The 15778-nt window shown below is 69.7% G+C and carries 15 protein-coding genes; 5 read left to right on the forward strand and 10 right to left on the reverse strand.

Annotated features, from left to right (window positions below):
* The first annotated feature begins 30 nt into the window (after positions 1-30).
* Complete coding sequence (locus AC1DQC_RS01440; RefSeq protein WP_477049447.1) at positions 31-1377, forward strand: aminotransferase-like domain-containing protein; 1347 nt, start codon at positions 31-33, stop codon at positions 1375-1377.
* Between the two features lie 81 nt (positions 1378-1458).
* Positions 1459-2409 carry a D-alanine--D-alanine ligase family protein gene (locus AC1DQC_RS01445; RefSeq protein ID WP_477049448.1) on the forward strand — a complete coding sequence of 317 codons (951 nt, stop codon included), beginning with the start codon at positions 1459-1461 and terminating at the stop codon, positions 2407-2409.
* Positions 2410-2460: 51 nt separating this feature from the next.
* Here AC1DQC_RS01445 and AC1DQC_RS01450 read toward each other — a convergent pair whose 3' ends face one another.
* The 9 genes from AC1DQC_RS01450 to rpmH all read right to left on the reverse strand — a co-directional run bounded on the left by AC1DQC_RS01450 (position 2461) and on the right by rpmH (position 10847).
* A complete protein-coding gene (locus AC1DQC_RS01450; RefSeq protein ID WP_477049449.1) occupies positions 2461-3669 on the reverse strand; it encodes a ParB/RepB/Spo0J family partition protein in 1209 nt (402 codons plus the stop codon).
* Positions 3666-5192, reverse strand: a complete 1527-nt coding sequence (locus AC1DQC_RS01455) for a ParA family protein (protein WP_477049450.1) — start codon at positions 5190-5192, stop codon at positions 3666-3668. The genes AC1DQC_RS01450 and AC1DQC_RS01455 overlap by 4 nt, the downstream gene beginning before the upstream one ends.
* Before the next feature lie 607 nt (positions 5193-5799).
* The gene (rsmG, locus tag AC1DQC_RS01460; protein WP_477049451.1) at positions 5800-6417 is read right to left on the reverse strand and encodes a 16S rRNA (guanine(527)-N(7))-methyltransferase RsmG; all 618 of its coding nucleotides are present in this window, start codon (positions 6415-6417) and stop codon (positions 5800-5802) included.
* A 1002-nt stretch (positions 6418-7419) separates the two neighbouring features.
* A complete protein-coding gene (locus AC1DQC_RS01465; RefSeq protein WP_477049452.1) occupies positions 7420-7572 on the reverse strand; it encodes a hypothetical protein in 153 nt (50 codons plus the stop codon).
* Positions 7573-8396: 824 nt separating this feature from the next.
* On the reverse strand, positions 8397-8909 hold the full coding sequence (locus tag AC1DQC_RS01470) for a Jag family protein (protein WP_477049453.1): 513 nt from the start codon (positions 8907-8909) through the stop codon (positions 8397-8399).
* A 33-nt stretch (positions 8910-8942) separates the two neighbouring features.
* On the reverse strand, positions 8943-10004 hold the full coding sequence (yidC, locus tag AC1DQC_RS01475; RefSeq protein WP_477049454.1) for a membrane protein insertase YidC: 1062 nt from the start codon (positions 10002-10004) through the stop codon (positions 8943-8945).
* Positions 10005-10028: 24 nt separating this feature from the next.
* Positions 10029-10325, reverse strand: coding sequence for a membrane protein insertion efficiency factor YidD (gene yidD, locus AC1DQC_RS01480; protein ID WP_477049455.1), 297 nt, complete (start codon positions 10323-10325; stop codon positions 10029-10031).
* Positions 10326-10332: 7 nt separating this feature from the next.
* On the reverse strand, positions 10333-10695 hold the full coding sequence (rnpA, locus tag AC1DQC_RS01485; protein WP_477049456.1) for a ribonuclease P protein component: 363 nt from the start codon (positions 10693-10695) through the stop codon (positions 10333-10335).
* Between the two features lie 14 nt (positions 10696-10709).
* Complete coding sequence (gene rpmH / locus AC1DQC_RS01490) at positions 10710-10847, reverse strand: 50S ribosomal protein L34 (protein WP_159808264.1); 138 nt, start codon at positions 10845-10847, stop codon at positions 10710-10712.
* A 508-nt stretch (positions 10848-11355) separates the two neighbouring features.
* Here rpmH and dnaA point away from each other — a divergent pair.
* Positions 11356-12897, forward strand: coding sequence for a chromosomal replication initiator protein DnaA (gene dnaA, locus AC1DQC_RS01495; protein ID WP_477049457.1), 1542 nt, complete (start codon positions 11356-11358; stop codon positions 12895-12897).
* Here the strand turns inward: dnaA and AC1DQC_RS01500 are convergent.
* Complete coding sequence (locus AC1DQC_RS01500; RefSeq protein WP_477049458.1) at positions 12875-13114, reverse strand: hypothetical protein; 240 nt, start codon at positions 13112-13114, stop codon at positions 12875-12877. The genes dnaA and AC1DQC_RS01500 overlap by 23 nt on opposite strands.
* Before the next feature lie 502 nt (positions 13115-13616).
* Here AC1DQC_RS01500 and dnaN point away from each other — a divergent pair.
* Both dnaN and gnd read left to right on the forward strand, forming a co-directional pair.
* Positions 13617-14747, forward strand: coding sequence for a DNA polymerase III subunit beta (dnaN, locus tag AC1DQC_RS01505; protein ID WP_477049459.1), 1131 nt, complete (start codon positions 13617-13619; stop codon positions 14745-14747).
* A 79-nt stretch (positions 14748-14826) separates the two neighbouring features.
* On the forward strand, positions 14827-15774 hold the full coding sequence (gene gnd, locus AC1DQC_RS01510) for a phosphogluconate dehydrogenase (NAD(+)-dependent, decarboxylating) (protein WP_477049460.1): 948 nt from the start codon (positions 14827-14829) through the stop codon (positions 15772-15774).
* The last annotated feature ends 4 nt before the right edge of the window (positions 15775-15778 follow it).

The raw sequence follows: 15778 nt of genomic DNA on the forward strand, positions 1-15778 counted from the left end.
CATCGTCGGTCGCGTGCGAAACTCGGGTGCATGACAGCGCACCCCGTTCCCGACGGCGAGACGTCGGGCCCCCCCACGTCCTCCGCCGCCGGCACCGGAACGCGCCTCGACCGCTGGCTCGGCGCCTACGCCGAACGCACGCACGGCATGCGCTCCAGCGAGATCCGCGCCCTGTTCGCGGTCGCCAACCGTCCCGAGGTCGTCTCCCTCGCCGGCGGCATGCCGTTCCTCGAGGGCCTCCCGCTCGACATCTTGGGCGACCTGGCGCAGCGCGTCGTCGCCACGCGCGGGCTGCAGGCTCTCCAGTACGGCTCCGGCCAGGGCGACGAGACGCTCCGCGAGCAGATCCTCGACGTCATGGCGCTCGAAGGCATCGACGCGCACCCCGACGATGTCGTGGTCACCACCGGCTCCCAGCAGGCGCTCGACCTGGTCACGCGCATCTTCATCGACCCGGGCGACGTGGTCGTGGCGGAGGCGCCGTCGTACGTCGGCGCGCTCGGCGTGTTCCGCGCGTACCAGGCCGACGTCGTGCACGTGCCGATCGACGCCGAAGGCCTGATCCCCGCGGCGCTGGAGTCGACGCTCGCCGCACTCGCCCGCGAGGGGCGTCGGGTCAAGTTCCTCTACACCGTGCCCAACTTCCACAACCCCGCCGGCGTCTCGCTCTCGGTCTCCCGACGTCCCGAGGTGCTCGCGATCGCCCAGCGCTACGGCGTCCTGGTCCTCGAGGACAACCCGTACGGCCTGCTCGGCTTCTCGGGCGACCCCCGCCCCGCGATGCGTTCGCTCGACGACGACGGTGTGCTCTACCTCGGCTCGTTCTCCAAGACCTTCGCGCCCGGCTACCGCGTCGGCTGGGTGGTGGCGCCCCACGCCGTCCGCGAGAAGCTCGTCCTGGCCAGCGAGTCCGCGATCCTGTGCCCGTCGAACGCCTCGCAGATCGCCATCTCGACGTACCTGGCCACCTGCGACTGGCAGGGCCAGATCAAGTCCTACCGGGAGCAGTACCGCGAGCGGCGCGACGCCATGGTGGCCGCCCTCGCCGAACATCTCCCCGACGCCACGTGGAACGTCCCCGACGGTGGTTTCTACACCTGGGTGCGGCTTCCCGACGGGCTCGACGCGAAGGACATGCTGCCGCGAGCCGTCACCGCGCGGGTCGCGTACGTGCCCGGCACCGCGTTCTACTTCGACGGGTCCGGCGCCGACCACATGCGGCTGTCGTTCTGCTACCCGACGCCCGAGCGCATCCGAGAGGGCGTCCGACGGCTCGCGGGCGTCGTCGCCGGCGAGCGTGAGCTCGTCGAGCTCTTCGGCACCACCGGGTCGACGGGTCAGCGCGACGTCCAGTCGCCGGCGCCCGATGCCCTCTGAGCTGCACGTTCGTCGCCGTTCGCACCTCCACGTCGTCCCGCCCGTGTCGTCCGCTCACCTCTTGCTCGGAGCCGTCCAGCCGTGACCACCACCCCGTCCCCCCGAGTCGTCGTCCTCGCCGGGGGCCTCTCCCACGAGCGTGACGTCTCCGTGCGCTCGGGCCGCCGCGTGGCCGACGCGCTCCGCTCCGTCGGGGTCGACGTCTCGGTGCACGATGTCGACGCCGACCTGGTCCCGGCGCTCGTCCAGCTGCAGCCCGACATCGTCTGGCCCCTGCTGCACGGGACCAGCGGCGAGGACGGCTCCGTGCGCGACGTCGTGCAGATGCTGGGCCTCCGCCTCCTGGGCACCGGCCCGAGGGAGAGCCGGATCGCCTGGAGCAAGCCGATCGCCAAGACGGTGGCCGCGCGCGCCGGCCTGGCGACGCCCGACTTCGTGACGCTCCCGCAGTCCCTCTTCCGCGAGCTCGGCGCACGCCAGGTCCTCGACGGCATCGTTCGACGCCTCGGTCTGCCGGTCGTCGTCAAGCCGTCCCGTGGTGGTTCCGCGCTGGGCGTCACGCTGGTGACCAACGAAGAGGTGCTCCCCCAGGCGATGGTCGACTGCTTCGCCTACAGCGACACCGCCCTCGTCGAACGAGCCGTCGCCGGCACCGAGGTGGCCGTGAGCGTGGTCGACACCGGCGACGGACCCGTTGCGCTCCCCGCCGTGGAGATCGTGACCGACGGGCCCTACGACTTCGACGCCCGCTACAACCCGGGCCGGACCGAGTACTTCGCGCCGGCCAGGCTGTCCGCCGACCTCGCAGGGCAGGTCGCCGACGTCGCCGTCGCCGCCCATCGCGCCCTCGGGCTCGACGGTCTGTCGCGGACAGACCTGATCATCGACGGCGAGGGCACCGTCTGGTTCCTCGAGGTGAACGTCGCCCCGGGCATGACCGAGACGTCGCTGCTCCCGCAGGCCGCGGAGGCCGCAGGTCTCCCGCTCGGTCAGCTGTACCGAGCGTTGATCGAGGCTGCGTTAGCTCGCTGACCTGCAGGAACGGCCTTTATGTACGTAATGTCGCTCGACACATGTACTTTCTCAGCCCTTCAGCAGGCCCGGGTCCTCCGGCGCGAGGCTCGCGAGGATCCGGTTGAGGTCCTGCACGGAGGCGAACTCGACCGTCAGCCGTCCGCGGGACTTGCCCAGGCTCACCTTGACGCGCGTGTCGAACCGGTCGGACAGGCGCGCTGCCAGGTGGTCCAGGGCCTCGTTCTTCACACCGGCGCGCGGCGCAGCGCGCCGCGGGGTGGGCTCGCCGTCGCCCCCGAGCGACACGATCTCCTCCACCGCGCGGACCGACAGGCCCTCCGCCACGATGCGCTGGGCGAGGCGCTCGATCGCCGCGCCGTCGTTCAGCCCCAGCAGTGCCCGGGCGTGACCGGCGGACAGCACGCCGGCGGCGACCCGGCGCTGGACCAGCGGCGGCAGCTTGAGCAGGCGCAGCGTGTTGGAGATCTGCGGGCGGGACCGCTGGATGCGCGTCGCCAGCTGCTCGTGCGTGCAGCCGAAGTCGTCGAGCAGCTGCTGATACGCGGCTGCCTCCTCCAGCGGGTTCAGCTCCGACCGGTGGAGGTTCTCCAGCAGCGCGTCGCGCAGCAGGTCCCCGTCCTCCGTGTCGCGGATGATGGCGGGGATCGTCGCCAGACCGGCTGCCTGCGTCGCGCGCCAGCGACGCTCACCCATGATGAGCTCGTAGCCGTCGCCGGCGTCGCGCACCACGATCGGCTGGAGCACGCCGACCTCGCGGATGGATCCGACCAGCTCGTCGAGCGCGTCCTCGTCGAAGACCGTGCGCGGCTGCTTCGGGTTCGGGCGGATCTCCCCGACCGGCAGCTCGGCGAACCGCGCGCCCGGCACGGGGACGAGGCCGTCCGAGGTCCCATCCACCGGCGACGGCGTGACAGCCGCGCTGCCGCCCACCGGTGCCGAAGCCTCATCCCTCGGGCCTCCCTCCGTGGACGACCTCTCGGCCGGCTCGGCGCTCGTCGACTCGACGCCGTCGACCGTGCCCGTCGACGGAAGAGCCACGCCCTCGACAGGACTCGTCTGCGCCTCGGCCGGCGGGGCCTCGGTGAGCACGGCCGTCACGGCGCTTCCGGTGACGGCGGAACCGTCACCGTTGTCGCGCTTCGGGTCGGGGAAGAACACGTCCACCGGTCGTTCGGCCCCCGTGGGCCGCTGGCCGTCGAGCCCGGTCGGGATGAGGGCTCCCAGACCTCGACCCAAGCCGCGTCGCTTCTCGCTCACTGTTCCTCCTGAAGCGCGGCCGCGGCCGGCTGGTGCTCGTGGTGTACCTGCTGGGCGGGCGCGCCGGACGGCTGCCCGTTGGTCTGATCCCTCTGAGAGGACACGTCGGTACCGGCGTCGTCGACGCCGGCGGCACCCCGCTCCGCCACCTCACGGGCAGCCTCCAGGTAGGCGAGCGCGCCCGACGACCCGGGGTCGTAGGTCATGACCGTCTGGCCGTAGCTCGGCGCCTCGGAGATCCGGACGGAGCGTGGGACCGTCGTCCGGAGGGTTCGCTCCGGGAAGTGGGTCCTGACCTCGGTGGCAACCTGCTGCGCGAGGTTGGTCCGCGCGTCATACATGGTGAGCAGGATCGTCGAGACGTGCAGCCTCGGGTTCAGGTGCGCCTGGATGAGCTGGATGGTCTTGAGCAGCTGACTCAGGCCCTCCAGGGCGTAGTACTCGCACTGGATCGGGATGAGGACCTCGCGTGCGACGACGAAGGCGTTCACGGTCAACAACCCCAGGCTGGGCGGGCAGTCGACGAACACGTAGTCGATGCGCGACTGGCCGTTGGCGATCCGCCAATCGAGGTACGCGTCGAGGGCGTTCCTGAGGCGGGTCTCACGGGCGACCATCGACACGAGCTCGATCTCGGCACCCGACAGGTCAATCGTGGCCGGCAGGCACCACAGGTTCGGGACGTCGGGGCTCTCCTGCACCGCATCTGCCATGGGCGCGCCGTCCACCAGGACCTCGTAGATCGACGGTGTGCCCGCGCGGTGCTCCACGCCGAGTGCCGTGGACGCGTTGCCCTGCGGGTCGTTGTCGAGGACCAGGACGTTCAGACCGGCCTGTGCGAGTGCCGCCGCGAGGTTCACCGTCGTCGTGGTCTTGCCGACGCCACCCTTCTGGTTCGCCACGGTGATCACGCGGGTCTGCGGTGGACGCGGGAACCTACGGCCACGGAGCTCGATGCGGCGGCGGGCGTCCTGCTTGAGCTCTGCCATCAGCGGTGTGTCGTCCGTGACCACCGGCAGGCTCTCGACGAGCGCAGCACGGCGACTCTCCTCCGGGTCGAGTTCGTGTCGCGGCGCCATGGGCGCGATGGTGTCATGCGTAGCGCCGTCTCCGGCACCAGGCTCCCCCTCGCGCGTCGGCGTCCCGGCTGCGCCGGCCCGGCCCATATCGGACGGAGAGGACACCGTGGTCGTTTCACGTGAAACGACGTCGCCACCTTCGTGGTCGGGATGCCGAGCTGCTGAGGAGGGCGCACCACCATCTCTCGCCGGGAACGTGGCCGGCTCGGGATTGCGGTTGGCGTCCGCCGCGGCTGTTTCACGTGAAACGACGTCGGCCGTTTCCTGCTCGTCCCGCGAGGCGTCCGATGAGGATGCGACGCCAGGGGCAGCGCTAGCCGCAGGTCCTGTGTCCCCTCCCGGCCCTGTCGTTTCACGTGAAACGGAAATGTCGTCGCTTCTCTCGTCCAGCCGAGGGTCTGAGGCCAGAGCGTGGTCGTGAGGTGCCCTCGGCGTCGCTGACATGAGCGCGCTGTCGTCTGTGGGACCTGTCGTTTCACGTGAAACAGAAGTGCCGTGATGGCTTTCATCCGACCGAGGATCAGAGGAAGTTGCGCGATCGTAGGGTGCGCCCGGCGTCGCAGGCCCGGAAGCTCTGCCGACCCCAGGCCCTGCCGTCTCACGTGACGCGGAGTCGCCCGCATGCCGCTCGTCCTGCCGACGGTCCGAGGTAACCGAGCCACCGACGAACGAGGCAGGGCTTGCAGGCGCTGATGCCAGGGCTGGCGAGCCGTCGCGCGACACTGGCGCATCCGGCGACGCGAAGTTTGCGGGCGTCCGCTCCGGCACGGGTGCGGGTGCTGGCGCGAAGACGCGCGGGCCCGCCGAGCCCGTCGCGGGACCAGCAGGACCTGACGTTGTATGCCCGCTCGTGGGAGCCGAGCTGGCAATGCCACCGTCAGCGCTTGCGGTGTACGCCGCAGCCGACAATCCACCACCGAATCGTGCTGGTGCTGTGGCGGCTGCGGAGGACGTCGGTGCTTGGGACTGAGCAGACGACACCGCCTCCTCCGCCTCAAGCTGACCCGGAGTGGACTCGTCGATCGCTGCGTCGTCGTGACGCCGCTTCTTCCTACCGAACACCAGGCACAGCCTCCCGTACGACGCGGACCACCGTCGTCATCTCCAGTCCCTCGATCGTCGGGGCATCGACCACAGAGGCCGCCCCGGCGCCGAGCTTGCGGCCGACGTGCTTCGCCGCTTCGATCTCTTCCTCCGCCCGACCACCCTTCAGCGCCACCAGCGAACCCCCGGCGCGAAGCAGCGGCAGTGCCCAGCGGTAGAGCTTGTCGAGGGAGGCAACCGCACGGACCGTCACGGCGTCTGCGGTGAGCCGCCCGTGCTCGTCCTGCGCTCGGCCCCGTCGCACGACGATGTTCGGGAGACGCAGTGTCTCGGCCACCTCGCTCAGCCAGTCGGTCCGTCGCTCCATCGGCTCGAGCAGCATGACCTCGACCTCGGGCAACATTGCCGCGACCACGACCCCGGGTAGGCCGGCTCCGCTGCCGAGATCAATCACTCGACCCTGCGACGGCAAAAACGGCACCACGGCGGCGGAGTTCAGGATGTGCCTCTCCCACAGCCGCGAGAGCTCCCTGGGCCCGATCAGCCCACGAAGCTCACCTTCGCGAACCAGGAGATCGTGGAAGCCCAGGATGTCCGGCCATGCGCTGCCGAAGTAGTGCTCCACACGAGGATCTCCGTCCAGGGGGTCGGCTCCGTCGACGTCTGCCGACCGAGCTTCCGTCACCTTCTGGACCCCCTGGTTTCACGTGAAACGCGCTCTGCGCGCTGCTGTCGAACCACAGCGCCACCGTCCCGAAGATCTCTCCACCGGCTCGGCGACGACCTACCGTACCGTGCGGCCGCCCGTGTGCCCCTGCCCCTCGCCGTGTCCTGTGGACGCGACGTGGGGAACGCCCCTAAGCAGTTGATGGCCGCTCGCACTCACCGACAGATGGTTGCTGCCGAAGACCGGCGCCGTGGCCCTGCATCGCCAGCCAACGGTCCCACCGCGACCGCCCAACACGCGGCACGGTTCGAGCCACCTGACCCATGCGGCGACGCAGCAGTACGGAGAACTCCAGATATCTGACGATCGAGCACGGACGGAGACGTCTGGACGGCGCGGCGTCAAAGGGCTGCAGCGCGCACCGCGGGCCGTCGACGATGGCGCGCATGGCTGAGCTGACGCTCCCGCATCCTTTCCGGTGCCGCGCCCGTCAAAGGCTCGGCCCCTCAGCCCAACTTCCTCGCTCCATGGCGATCGCGATGCCTGCTCGTACGCCGGGACATGTCGATGCACGCCCCTAGAGGGCCCTCTCCCTCGACGCCAGGCTGGTGAGGGGCCCGGGCGCGCAACCAGGTGCCAGGGCGGTTCCGCGTGGTCGCCGTCCATCGTCGGCCTCGTGATCGTCATCCGGGATCGCGCTGATCCAGAATTCCCTCCACGGAGGGCCTCGAGTGGCAACCGCCACCGCGGTGATGTCTTCAGTTGGCGGCGGAACTGCGGCACCCGGTTGGCGCCGTCCGCCCTTACGCACAGCCGGCCACGCGGACGTGTTTCACGTGAAACTCCACTGGCCCACCGGACCGATCTCGCACCCCACGCCGGTTGGCAGGCGGCTCGAACATGACAACGTGCATCCGGACGAACCCATTTGGTTAGCCGCCACACCCGGCGGGGAGCTCACTAAGAGCTCCCGACCTTGGCGAGTTCGTCCAGCCAGAGCAGCGCCGCCGCCGTCGCGATCCGCTCGAGCATGGTGTGGCGCTGGTCGGCGGTCGCACACCCGCAGCACTGCGGCGTCACGAAAGCGGGAAGCGCGTCGTTCAGGCCGCGCACCTACCGGACCCGGGCCGGAGCAGAAAATCGGCGCCCTCCACAGCCGTCGCGGGCACGCCGGTTGCCGGCGCGGGTCACGGCCCCGCGCGTGCTGGTGAACCACGGCACGTCCTCGCCGATGGGCCGCGGTCGCCGACTACGTCGGGGATCGACGCGTCGGTCACCGCGAACCGTCCGTGCATACGCCCCAGCGGACGACTAGGGACGTCAAGGCCACCCGCCCAGGCCACAGCCGTGCAACATCACGTCCGGTCGACGGTTCCCCGCCACTCGGGCTTCCCGATGTTCCACGTGAAACACGGGCTGATCCGACCGTTGGATATGACCCCGAGCGAGGACCGTCCTGCGCGACGCGGGCGGGCCGTGGGCTCGACGGCACCGCGGCCCCTCGCGTCATCTGGCCCGCCGAACTCGGTGCATACATCGGCCCCGTCCAGTCGACCCCTACATCCCCGTGCTGCCGGCGGCCGGGCTCACGCGTCCACCTCGTCGGCGGCTGGAGCCGCAGGTCGGCGCGACGCCCTCTCGAGCCCTACGACCGTGACCCGGCGGGTTCCGCCACCCGCCGGCACATGCTCGCGGCAGGTCCAACGCAGCTCCGCGCCGACTGGCGACCACGAATCCGACTCGAGCGCCACACCCTTCCGATCTCCGACCGGCATGTTTCACGTGGAACACGGTCCGGCGAACCTCGCGGCCAGGGGCCGGAAGACGGAAGCACCCGCAGATCGGCCGATGCAGCGTCCGGCGTCATCGCCGCACATGACGAAGGGGCCGGCTCGCCGAGCCCGCCCCTTCGTGACATCCCCTGCAGTGGAGCTCCCTTAAGCGGGCCGGATCACCACGTGCCGATTGGGCTCGACACCATCGGAGTCACTGGACATCCCCGCGGCGGCCACGGCGTCGTGCACGACCTTGCGCTCGAACGGGTTCATCGCGTCGAGGGCAACAGCAACGCCCGACTCCTGAACGCGAGCAATGGCCTCGTTGGCGACGGCCACGAGCTCGGCCCGACGACCAGCTCGGTAGCCCGCGACATCGAGCATCAGGCGGCTGCGCTCACCGGTCTTCGCCTGCACGGCCAAGCGGGTCAGCTCCTGCAGCGCGTCCAGGACCTCTCCGTCGGGGCCGGCGAGCCGCGTGAGGGAACGGTCCGCGGGGTCCTCGGACACGATCTCCACGGCAGCGCGGCCGTGGTCGATGTCGATGTCGATGTCGCCGTCGAGGTCGGCGATGTCGAGCAGCTCCTCGAGGTAGTCGGCGGCGATCTCGCCCTCTTCCTCGAGGCGCTTGGTGCTGACCGTCTCGACGGGGGCGTCAGGCTGGGTCGAAGTCATGGAGTCTCTCCCGATCAACGTCGCGCGGGTGCGCTACTTCTTTGGCTTGGTGGGGGCGCCGGGCGCCTTCGTGCTTGGCCCGTCGGACTCGTCGTCCGCCGACCTCACGGGCTTGTCGGTGACGTCGTCGGTGACGACACGCGGCTTGTTGCGGTCCTTGCGCTTGGGCTGCTGACGCTGACCGCGCGGCTTCTCCTCGATGAGCAGGGTCGGCGTCGACGGTGCGTCCTCGATGGACGGAGCGTGGGCGGCGGCCTTGCGCGCCTTCCGCTCCTTCATCGCGATCTCGGCCTGGGAACCGGGCGCCGGCATCCGGCGGATCGTGTAGAACTGCTGGCCCATCGACCACAGGTTGGTGGTGGTCCAGTAGATGAGGACACCGATGGGGAAGTTCACGCCGGAGAAGGCGAAGATCAAGGGCAGGACGTAGAGCAGCACCTTCTGCTGCTGCGCCATCGGGCCCTGCAGCGCCGCGGGCGGCATGTTCTTCATCGTCAGCTGGCGCTGGGTGAGGAACGTCGTGGCGGACATCGCGATGATCAGGACGACCGTGACCACACGGATGTGCCAGTTGTCGCCGGCCTGCATGAACGTCCCGGACAGCGGAGCGCCGAAGATCGTCGCCGCCTCGGCCTGCGCGGCGAGCTCGGGCGTCATGGGGCCGACCGGCGGGTACTGGCCCGAGGCGATGCCCGGCAGCTCGATCAGCACACGGAACAGCGCGAAGAAGATGGGGGACTGCAGGAGGATCGGCAGGCACGACGCGAACGGGTTGGTCCCGTTCTCGCGGTAGAGCGCCATCGTCTCTCGCTGCAGCGCCTCACGGGACGCGGGGTCGGTCTTCCCCTTGTACTTCTTCTGGATCGCCTGCATCTGGGGGGCGATGAGCTGCATGCCCCGCGACGCCTTGATCTGGCGGAAGAAGAGCGGGATCAGCGCGATCCGGATGACGATCACGAGGCCGACGATGGACAGCGACCACGCGGCACCGCCCTCGGGGTCGAGCCCGATGGCGGAGAAGAGGGAGTGGAACTGGACCATGATCCAGGCCACGACGACCATGATCGGTTTCAGCAGACCGTCGAACCACGACATGTGGCAGAACTCCTCGTTGGGGGATCAGTGCGTGGCAGCAGCCACGTGGGCATGACGGTGAGCGGACCGTGCAGGTGGAACGTCGTCCACGCCGCCCAGGTTCCACGGGTTGCAGCGGAGCAGCCGCCACACGGCGAGCCGCGTGCCACGGATCGCGCCGTGGCGCTGCACCGCGATCACGGCGTACTGCGAGCAGGACGGGTAGAACTTGCAGGTGGGCGGCGTCATCGGTGAGATGAAGCGCTGGTACCCCCGGAGCAGCAACAGGAGCAGCGTCGCTGGGGAACGCAACACGACACGGGCAACCCGGTGGAAGTTCATGGGATGACTACGCCTCGGTCCGACGTCGCGCGCGACGCGCAGCGGTCTCGAGCGCAGCGTCCAGGTCGGCCCCCAGCAGAGCGAACGGTCGCTCCGCAGCAGAGGGCAGCGCCCGGATGACGATGCCGGCGTCAGACGGAAGCCCGTCGAGCCGCGCACGCACGAGCTCCCGCAGCCGACGCTTCACCAGGTTCCGCGTCACCGCCGTGCCTACCGCCTTGGACACGACAAGACCGACCACTGGCCCGGAGGGCGAGTGATCGGTCCGTGTCGTCAGATGCACCACGAGGGTGTCCCGTCCGCCGCGCGCACCTCTGCGCACCGCCTGCTCGAAGTCGGCAGCGCGGCGCATGCGATGCGCAGCGGACATCACCGACGGTGGCGTCAGGCCGAGAGCTCCGAGCGGCCCTTGCGGCGACGTGCCGCCAGGATCGCCCGGCCGGCACGCGTGCGCATGCGCAGACGGAAGCCGTGGGTCTTGGCCCGGCGCCGGTTGTTCGGCTGGAAGGTGCGCTTGGTCACGAGAGTCTCCAACTACATCGGGTGGGCCTCGCATGCCGCGCGACCAGGTTCAGGCTGCCAAGACCGAAGCTCCGGGACACGCGTGCGGTCGTAGAACCGCGCGTGCGGCGTCAGGGCGCGCCAGGAGGAGCCATCGATAAGGCTGCAATACCGTACTTCCCGCCGTGGTGGCCGGTCAAATGCGCGCGACTCGCCGCACCGATCGTGCCACAGAGCGTCCGCGAGCGGCACTCGGACGTCACCCTCGCGGGCCCTCCCGGGCCACTCACCCTGCCACTACGATCGAGGATCGTCGCAGGGGGCGGACGGCCTGTGGATCACGATGTGGTGGACGGACCGGGAACGCGACGAACCCTCCCGACGACGGACCGCGCGAACGCCGTCCTCACCGGGCCGTGGACGCCCCGACTCCGACCGGGTCATCTGCTCACAGGTGTGGACAACTGTGTGGACAACACAGTTCGTGCGAGACTCGACCACCCACGCGAACGAACAGCCGAGGTAGCACGTGTCACAGGACGAAGAGCTCTCCCGGGTCTGGGGTCACGTGGTGTCGACCCTCGAGTCGAGTCCGGACATCACGCCACGACAGATCGCGTTCGTCCGCCTGGCCCGGCCCCTCGGACTCCTCGACGGAACGTTGCTGCTGGCTGTCGGCAACGACCTCACCAAGGACTACCTGGAGTCCCGTGTCCGTGGCGAGGTGACCGTCGCCCTGAGCGCCGCCCTCGACCGCGAGGCTCGCTTCGCCATCACCGTCGACCCGGAGCTGGCCGAGGACGCGCCGCCTGCGCTTCGTGTGGTCGCACCGGAGCAGCGCCACGAGCAGTACAGCTCGTCGCGGGACGAGCGCGAGGCCGACGAGGCCGACGCCCGGCGCGAGGCGCGCCCGGACCTGTCACTTGTGGCCGACGACGACGAGCCCGACCACGACGCTCGCCGGGGCGGCCGGTACAACGGTCGGGATGACGACCGGCCGTCGCCGACGGGGACCAACCGCCGTCAGCCGGCCGAGCCGGCTCGCCTCAACCCCAAGTACCTCTTCGAGACCTTCGTCATCGGCAGCTCGAACCGCTTCGCGCACGCCGCTGCCGTCGCCGTGGCCGAGGCCCCGGCCAAGGCGTACAACCCGCTGTTCATCTACGGGGACTCGGGGCTCGGCAAGACGCACCTGCTGCACGCGATCGGCCACTACGCACAGAACCTCTACCCGAGCGTGCGCGTCCGCTACGTGAACTCCGAGGAGTTCACCAACGACTTCATCAACTCGATCAGCGAGGGCAAGGCCGGCGCGTTCCAGCGCCGCTACCGCGAGGTCGACGTTCTCCTCATCGACGACATCCAGTTCCTGCAGGGCAAGGAACAGACGATGGAGGAGTTCTTCCACACGTTCAACACGCTCCACAACGCGAACAAGCAGGTCGTGATCACGTCCGACCTGCCGCCCAAGCAGCTGAACGGCTTCGAGGACCGGATGCGGTCCCGGTTCGAGTGGGGCCTGATCACCGACGTCCAGCCGCCGGACCTCGAGACCCGCATCGCGATCCTGCGCAAGAAGGCCGGCAGCGAGCGCCTCCAGGCGCCGCCGGACGTCCTCGAGTACATCGCGTCCAAGATCTCGACCAACATCCGGGAGCTCGAGGGTGCGCTGATCCGGGTGACCGCGTTCGCGAACCTCAACCGGCAGCAGGTCGACCTCTCGCTCGCCGAGATCGTGCTCAAGGACCTGATCACCGACGACCAGACCACGGAGATCACCGCGACGCAGGTGATCGGCCAGACGGCCGCGTACTTCGGTCTGAGCATCGACGACCTCTGCGGCTCGAGCCGCTCGCGAGTCCTGGTCACGGCCCGCCAGATCGCCATGTACCTGTGCCGTGAGCTCACCGACCTGTCGCTGCCCAAGATCGGGCAGGCGTTCGGCGGTCGCGACCACACCACGGTCATGCACGCGAACCGCAAGATCCGCGAGCTCATGGCGGAGCGACGGTCGATCTACAACCAGGTCACCGAGCTCACCAACCGGATCAAGCAGCAGAACCGAGGCTGACGAACGGCCTGTTCAGCCCCTTTCGACCGACCACTTCCCCATAGTTATCCACAGCCATCCACAGGAACCTGGGGATGCTTGTGACGGGATTCACCCGTTCGGCGCATCCGGCGTTCGAGAAGGCAGCCGCAGCGCGCTGACCTGCACCGATGTCGGCAATCGGACGAAACAGGGCGTTCTTCGCATCCAGAAACGGGCATAGACGGCGATCCGCCATGAGACAACTCTCACCGTCGAAACGTTCCGAGGCCCTTGACCCCAACCTTCACTCTCGGAATGAGACATGCATGGGACGAATCTCCACACCTGTGCGTACACCTGTGGACGACGGTGGACGACCCCGCCTTGTCATGTGGACAGGAGGGCCCGTGCCCGTGGACGCAGAATCGCCCCACCACAGCTCCCCACGGCCGTCCACGGGGTGTCCGATCTGGCACACAGGCGACGTGCACAGCCGGAAGTCGACCTGACCTGCGGGGACACCGGTGATCCACACAGTGCACAGGACCGATGACGATGACGACACTTCTCTCTGTGATGGATCCACACACCGCCAGAGGACCCCGAGCCCCCACGAACGACACGGTTGTCGTTGTCATCCACCTGCCCGTACCGAGCGTCGGACCACTCGCGTAGTGTTCGCCTGACGCCTGTCCGACCGGACCTCCGCACAACCCTGTGACGGCACGCCGGCAGGCCCGCTCGACGAGAGGTGAGGTATGAGGTTCCGGGTCGACCGCGACGTTCTCGCGGACGCCGTCACGTGGACGGCGCGCAGCCTTCCCACACGGCCGCCGGTCCCCGTCCTGGCAGGTGTCCGCCTCGAGGCCGACACCACCGGCACGGTGCAGCTCTCGAGCTTCGACTACGAGGTCTCGGCCCGGTCGCAGATCCCGGCGGACGTCAGCGAGGCGGGCTCGGTGCTGGTCTCGGGGCGTCTGCTCGCGGAGATCTCCCGTGCGCTGCCGGACAAGCCCGTCGACGTGGTCCTCGAGGGCACCAAGGTCGTCGTCACCTGCGGTGCCAGCCGTTTCACGCTGCTGACCATGCCGGTCGAGGACTACCCGAACCTCCCGGTCATGCCGCCGACCACCGGCACCGTCGACGGCGACGAGCTCACGCACGCGGTCGCCCAGGTCTCGGTCGCCGCCAGCCGCGACGACACGCTGCCGCTGCTGACGGGCGTGCGCGTGGAGATCGAGGGCGAGAAGGTCACGCTCCTGGCCACGGACCGCTACCGGCTCGCGCTGCGCGAGCTCACGTGGAAGCCGGCCTCGCCGGACATCTCCACCGTGGCGCTCGTGCGCGCCCGCACGCTCACCGACGCCGCGAAGTCCCTGGGCAGCGCCGGATCGGTGACCGTCGCGCTGTCCACCGGCTCCGGCGTCGACATGATCGGGTTCGAGGCCGCCGGTCGTCAGACGACCAGCCTGCTGGTCGACGGCGACTACCCCGCCGTCCGCCGGCTCTTCCCGGACGAGACGCCCATCCACGCGATCGTCGGCACGCACGCGCTTGCGGACGCCGCCAAGCGCGTGGCGCTCGTCGCCGAGCGGAACACCCCCATCCGGCTGTCGTTCAGCGAGGGACAGGTCGTCCTCGACGCGGGCCAGGGCGACGACGCCCAGGCGTCCGAGGCGCTCGAGGCGACGCTCGTCGGCGACGACATCTCGGTCGCCTTCAACCCGCAGTTCCTGCTGGACGGCCTGGGCGCCCTGAGCACCACGTTCGTCCGACTCTCGTTCACGCACCCCAACAAGCCGGTGGAGTTCACCGGCCAGGAGTCGCTGGACGGCGAGGACAACCCCGAGTACCGCTACCTCCTGGTGCCCATCCGCTTCGCCAGCTGACGATCGGTCGGCGCGCGGCCCGCTGCTGCGGCAGAGTGGGCGGGACAGGCAGGACGCGAACTGAAGAAGAGGCAGGCGCATGCACATCGGTCTGGTGGGTCTGGGCAAGATGGGCGCGAACATGCGGCAGCGCATCCGCGCCGCGGGCATCGACGTCACCGGGTACGACCGCAATCCCGACGTCACGGACGTGCCGACGCTGGAGGCGCTGGTCGATGCGCTCCCGGCGGGCGAACGCATCGTGTGGGTCATGGTCCCGTCCGGTGAGATCACCGATGCGGTGGTGAACGAGCTCGCCGGCCTGCTGACCGAGGGCGACTTGCTCATCGACGGCGGCAACTCGTACTACCAGGACGACATGAAGCACGCCGAGGTGCTGGCCCGTCACGGCGTGGGCTTCCTCGACGCCGGTGTCTCCGGCGGGGTGTGGGGTCTCGCGAACGGGTACGGCCTCATGGTCGGCGGGGACGCGGACGTCGTCGCGAAGGTCATGCCGGTGTTCGACGCGCTGCGGCCGGAGGGTCCGCGCGCCGAGGGTTTCGTGCACGCCGGGACCGTCGGAGCTGGCCACTTCGCCAAGATGGTGCACAACGGGATCGAGTACGGCCTGATGCAGGCGTACGCCGAGGGCTACGAGCTGCTGGCCGCGAAGGACCTGGTCACGGACGTGCACGGCACGATGCGCGCGTGGCAGCGCGGCACCGTCGTGCGGTCCTGGCTGCTCGAGCTGCTCGTCAAGGCGCTCGAGCAGGACCCGGGCCTGGGCGAGATCGACGACTGGGTGGAGGACTCGGGCGAGGGACGGTGGACCGTCGACGAGGCGATCGACCTCGCGGTCCCGGCTCCGGTGATCTCGGCCTCGCTGTTCGCGCGCTTCGCGTCCCGCCAGGAGGAGTCGCCGGCGATGAAGGCCGTCGCGGCGCTGCGTCAGCAGTTCGGCGGGCACGCCGTGAAGCCGGCCGGGACCACGGGCCCGGTGACGTCGACCCAGCCTGCACCGGGCGCCGCTGTGCCACCGTCCGCCTGAGCAG

The sequence above is a fragment of the Cellulomonas sp. P4_H12 genome (assembly GCF_056400905.1).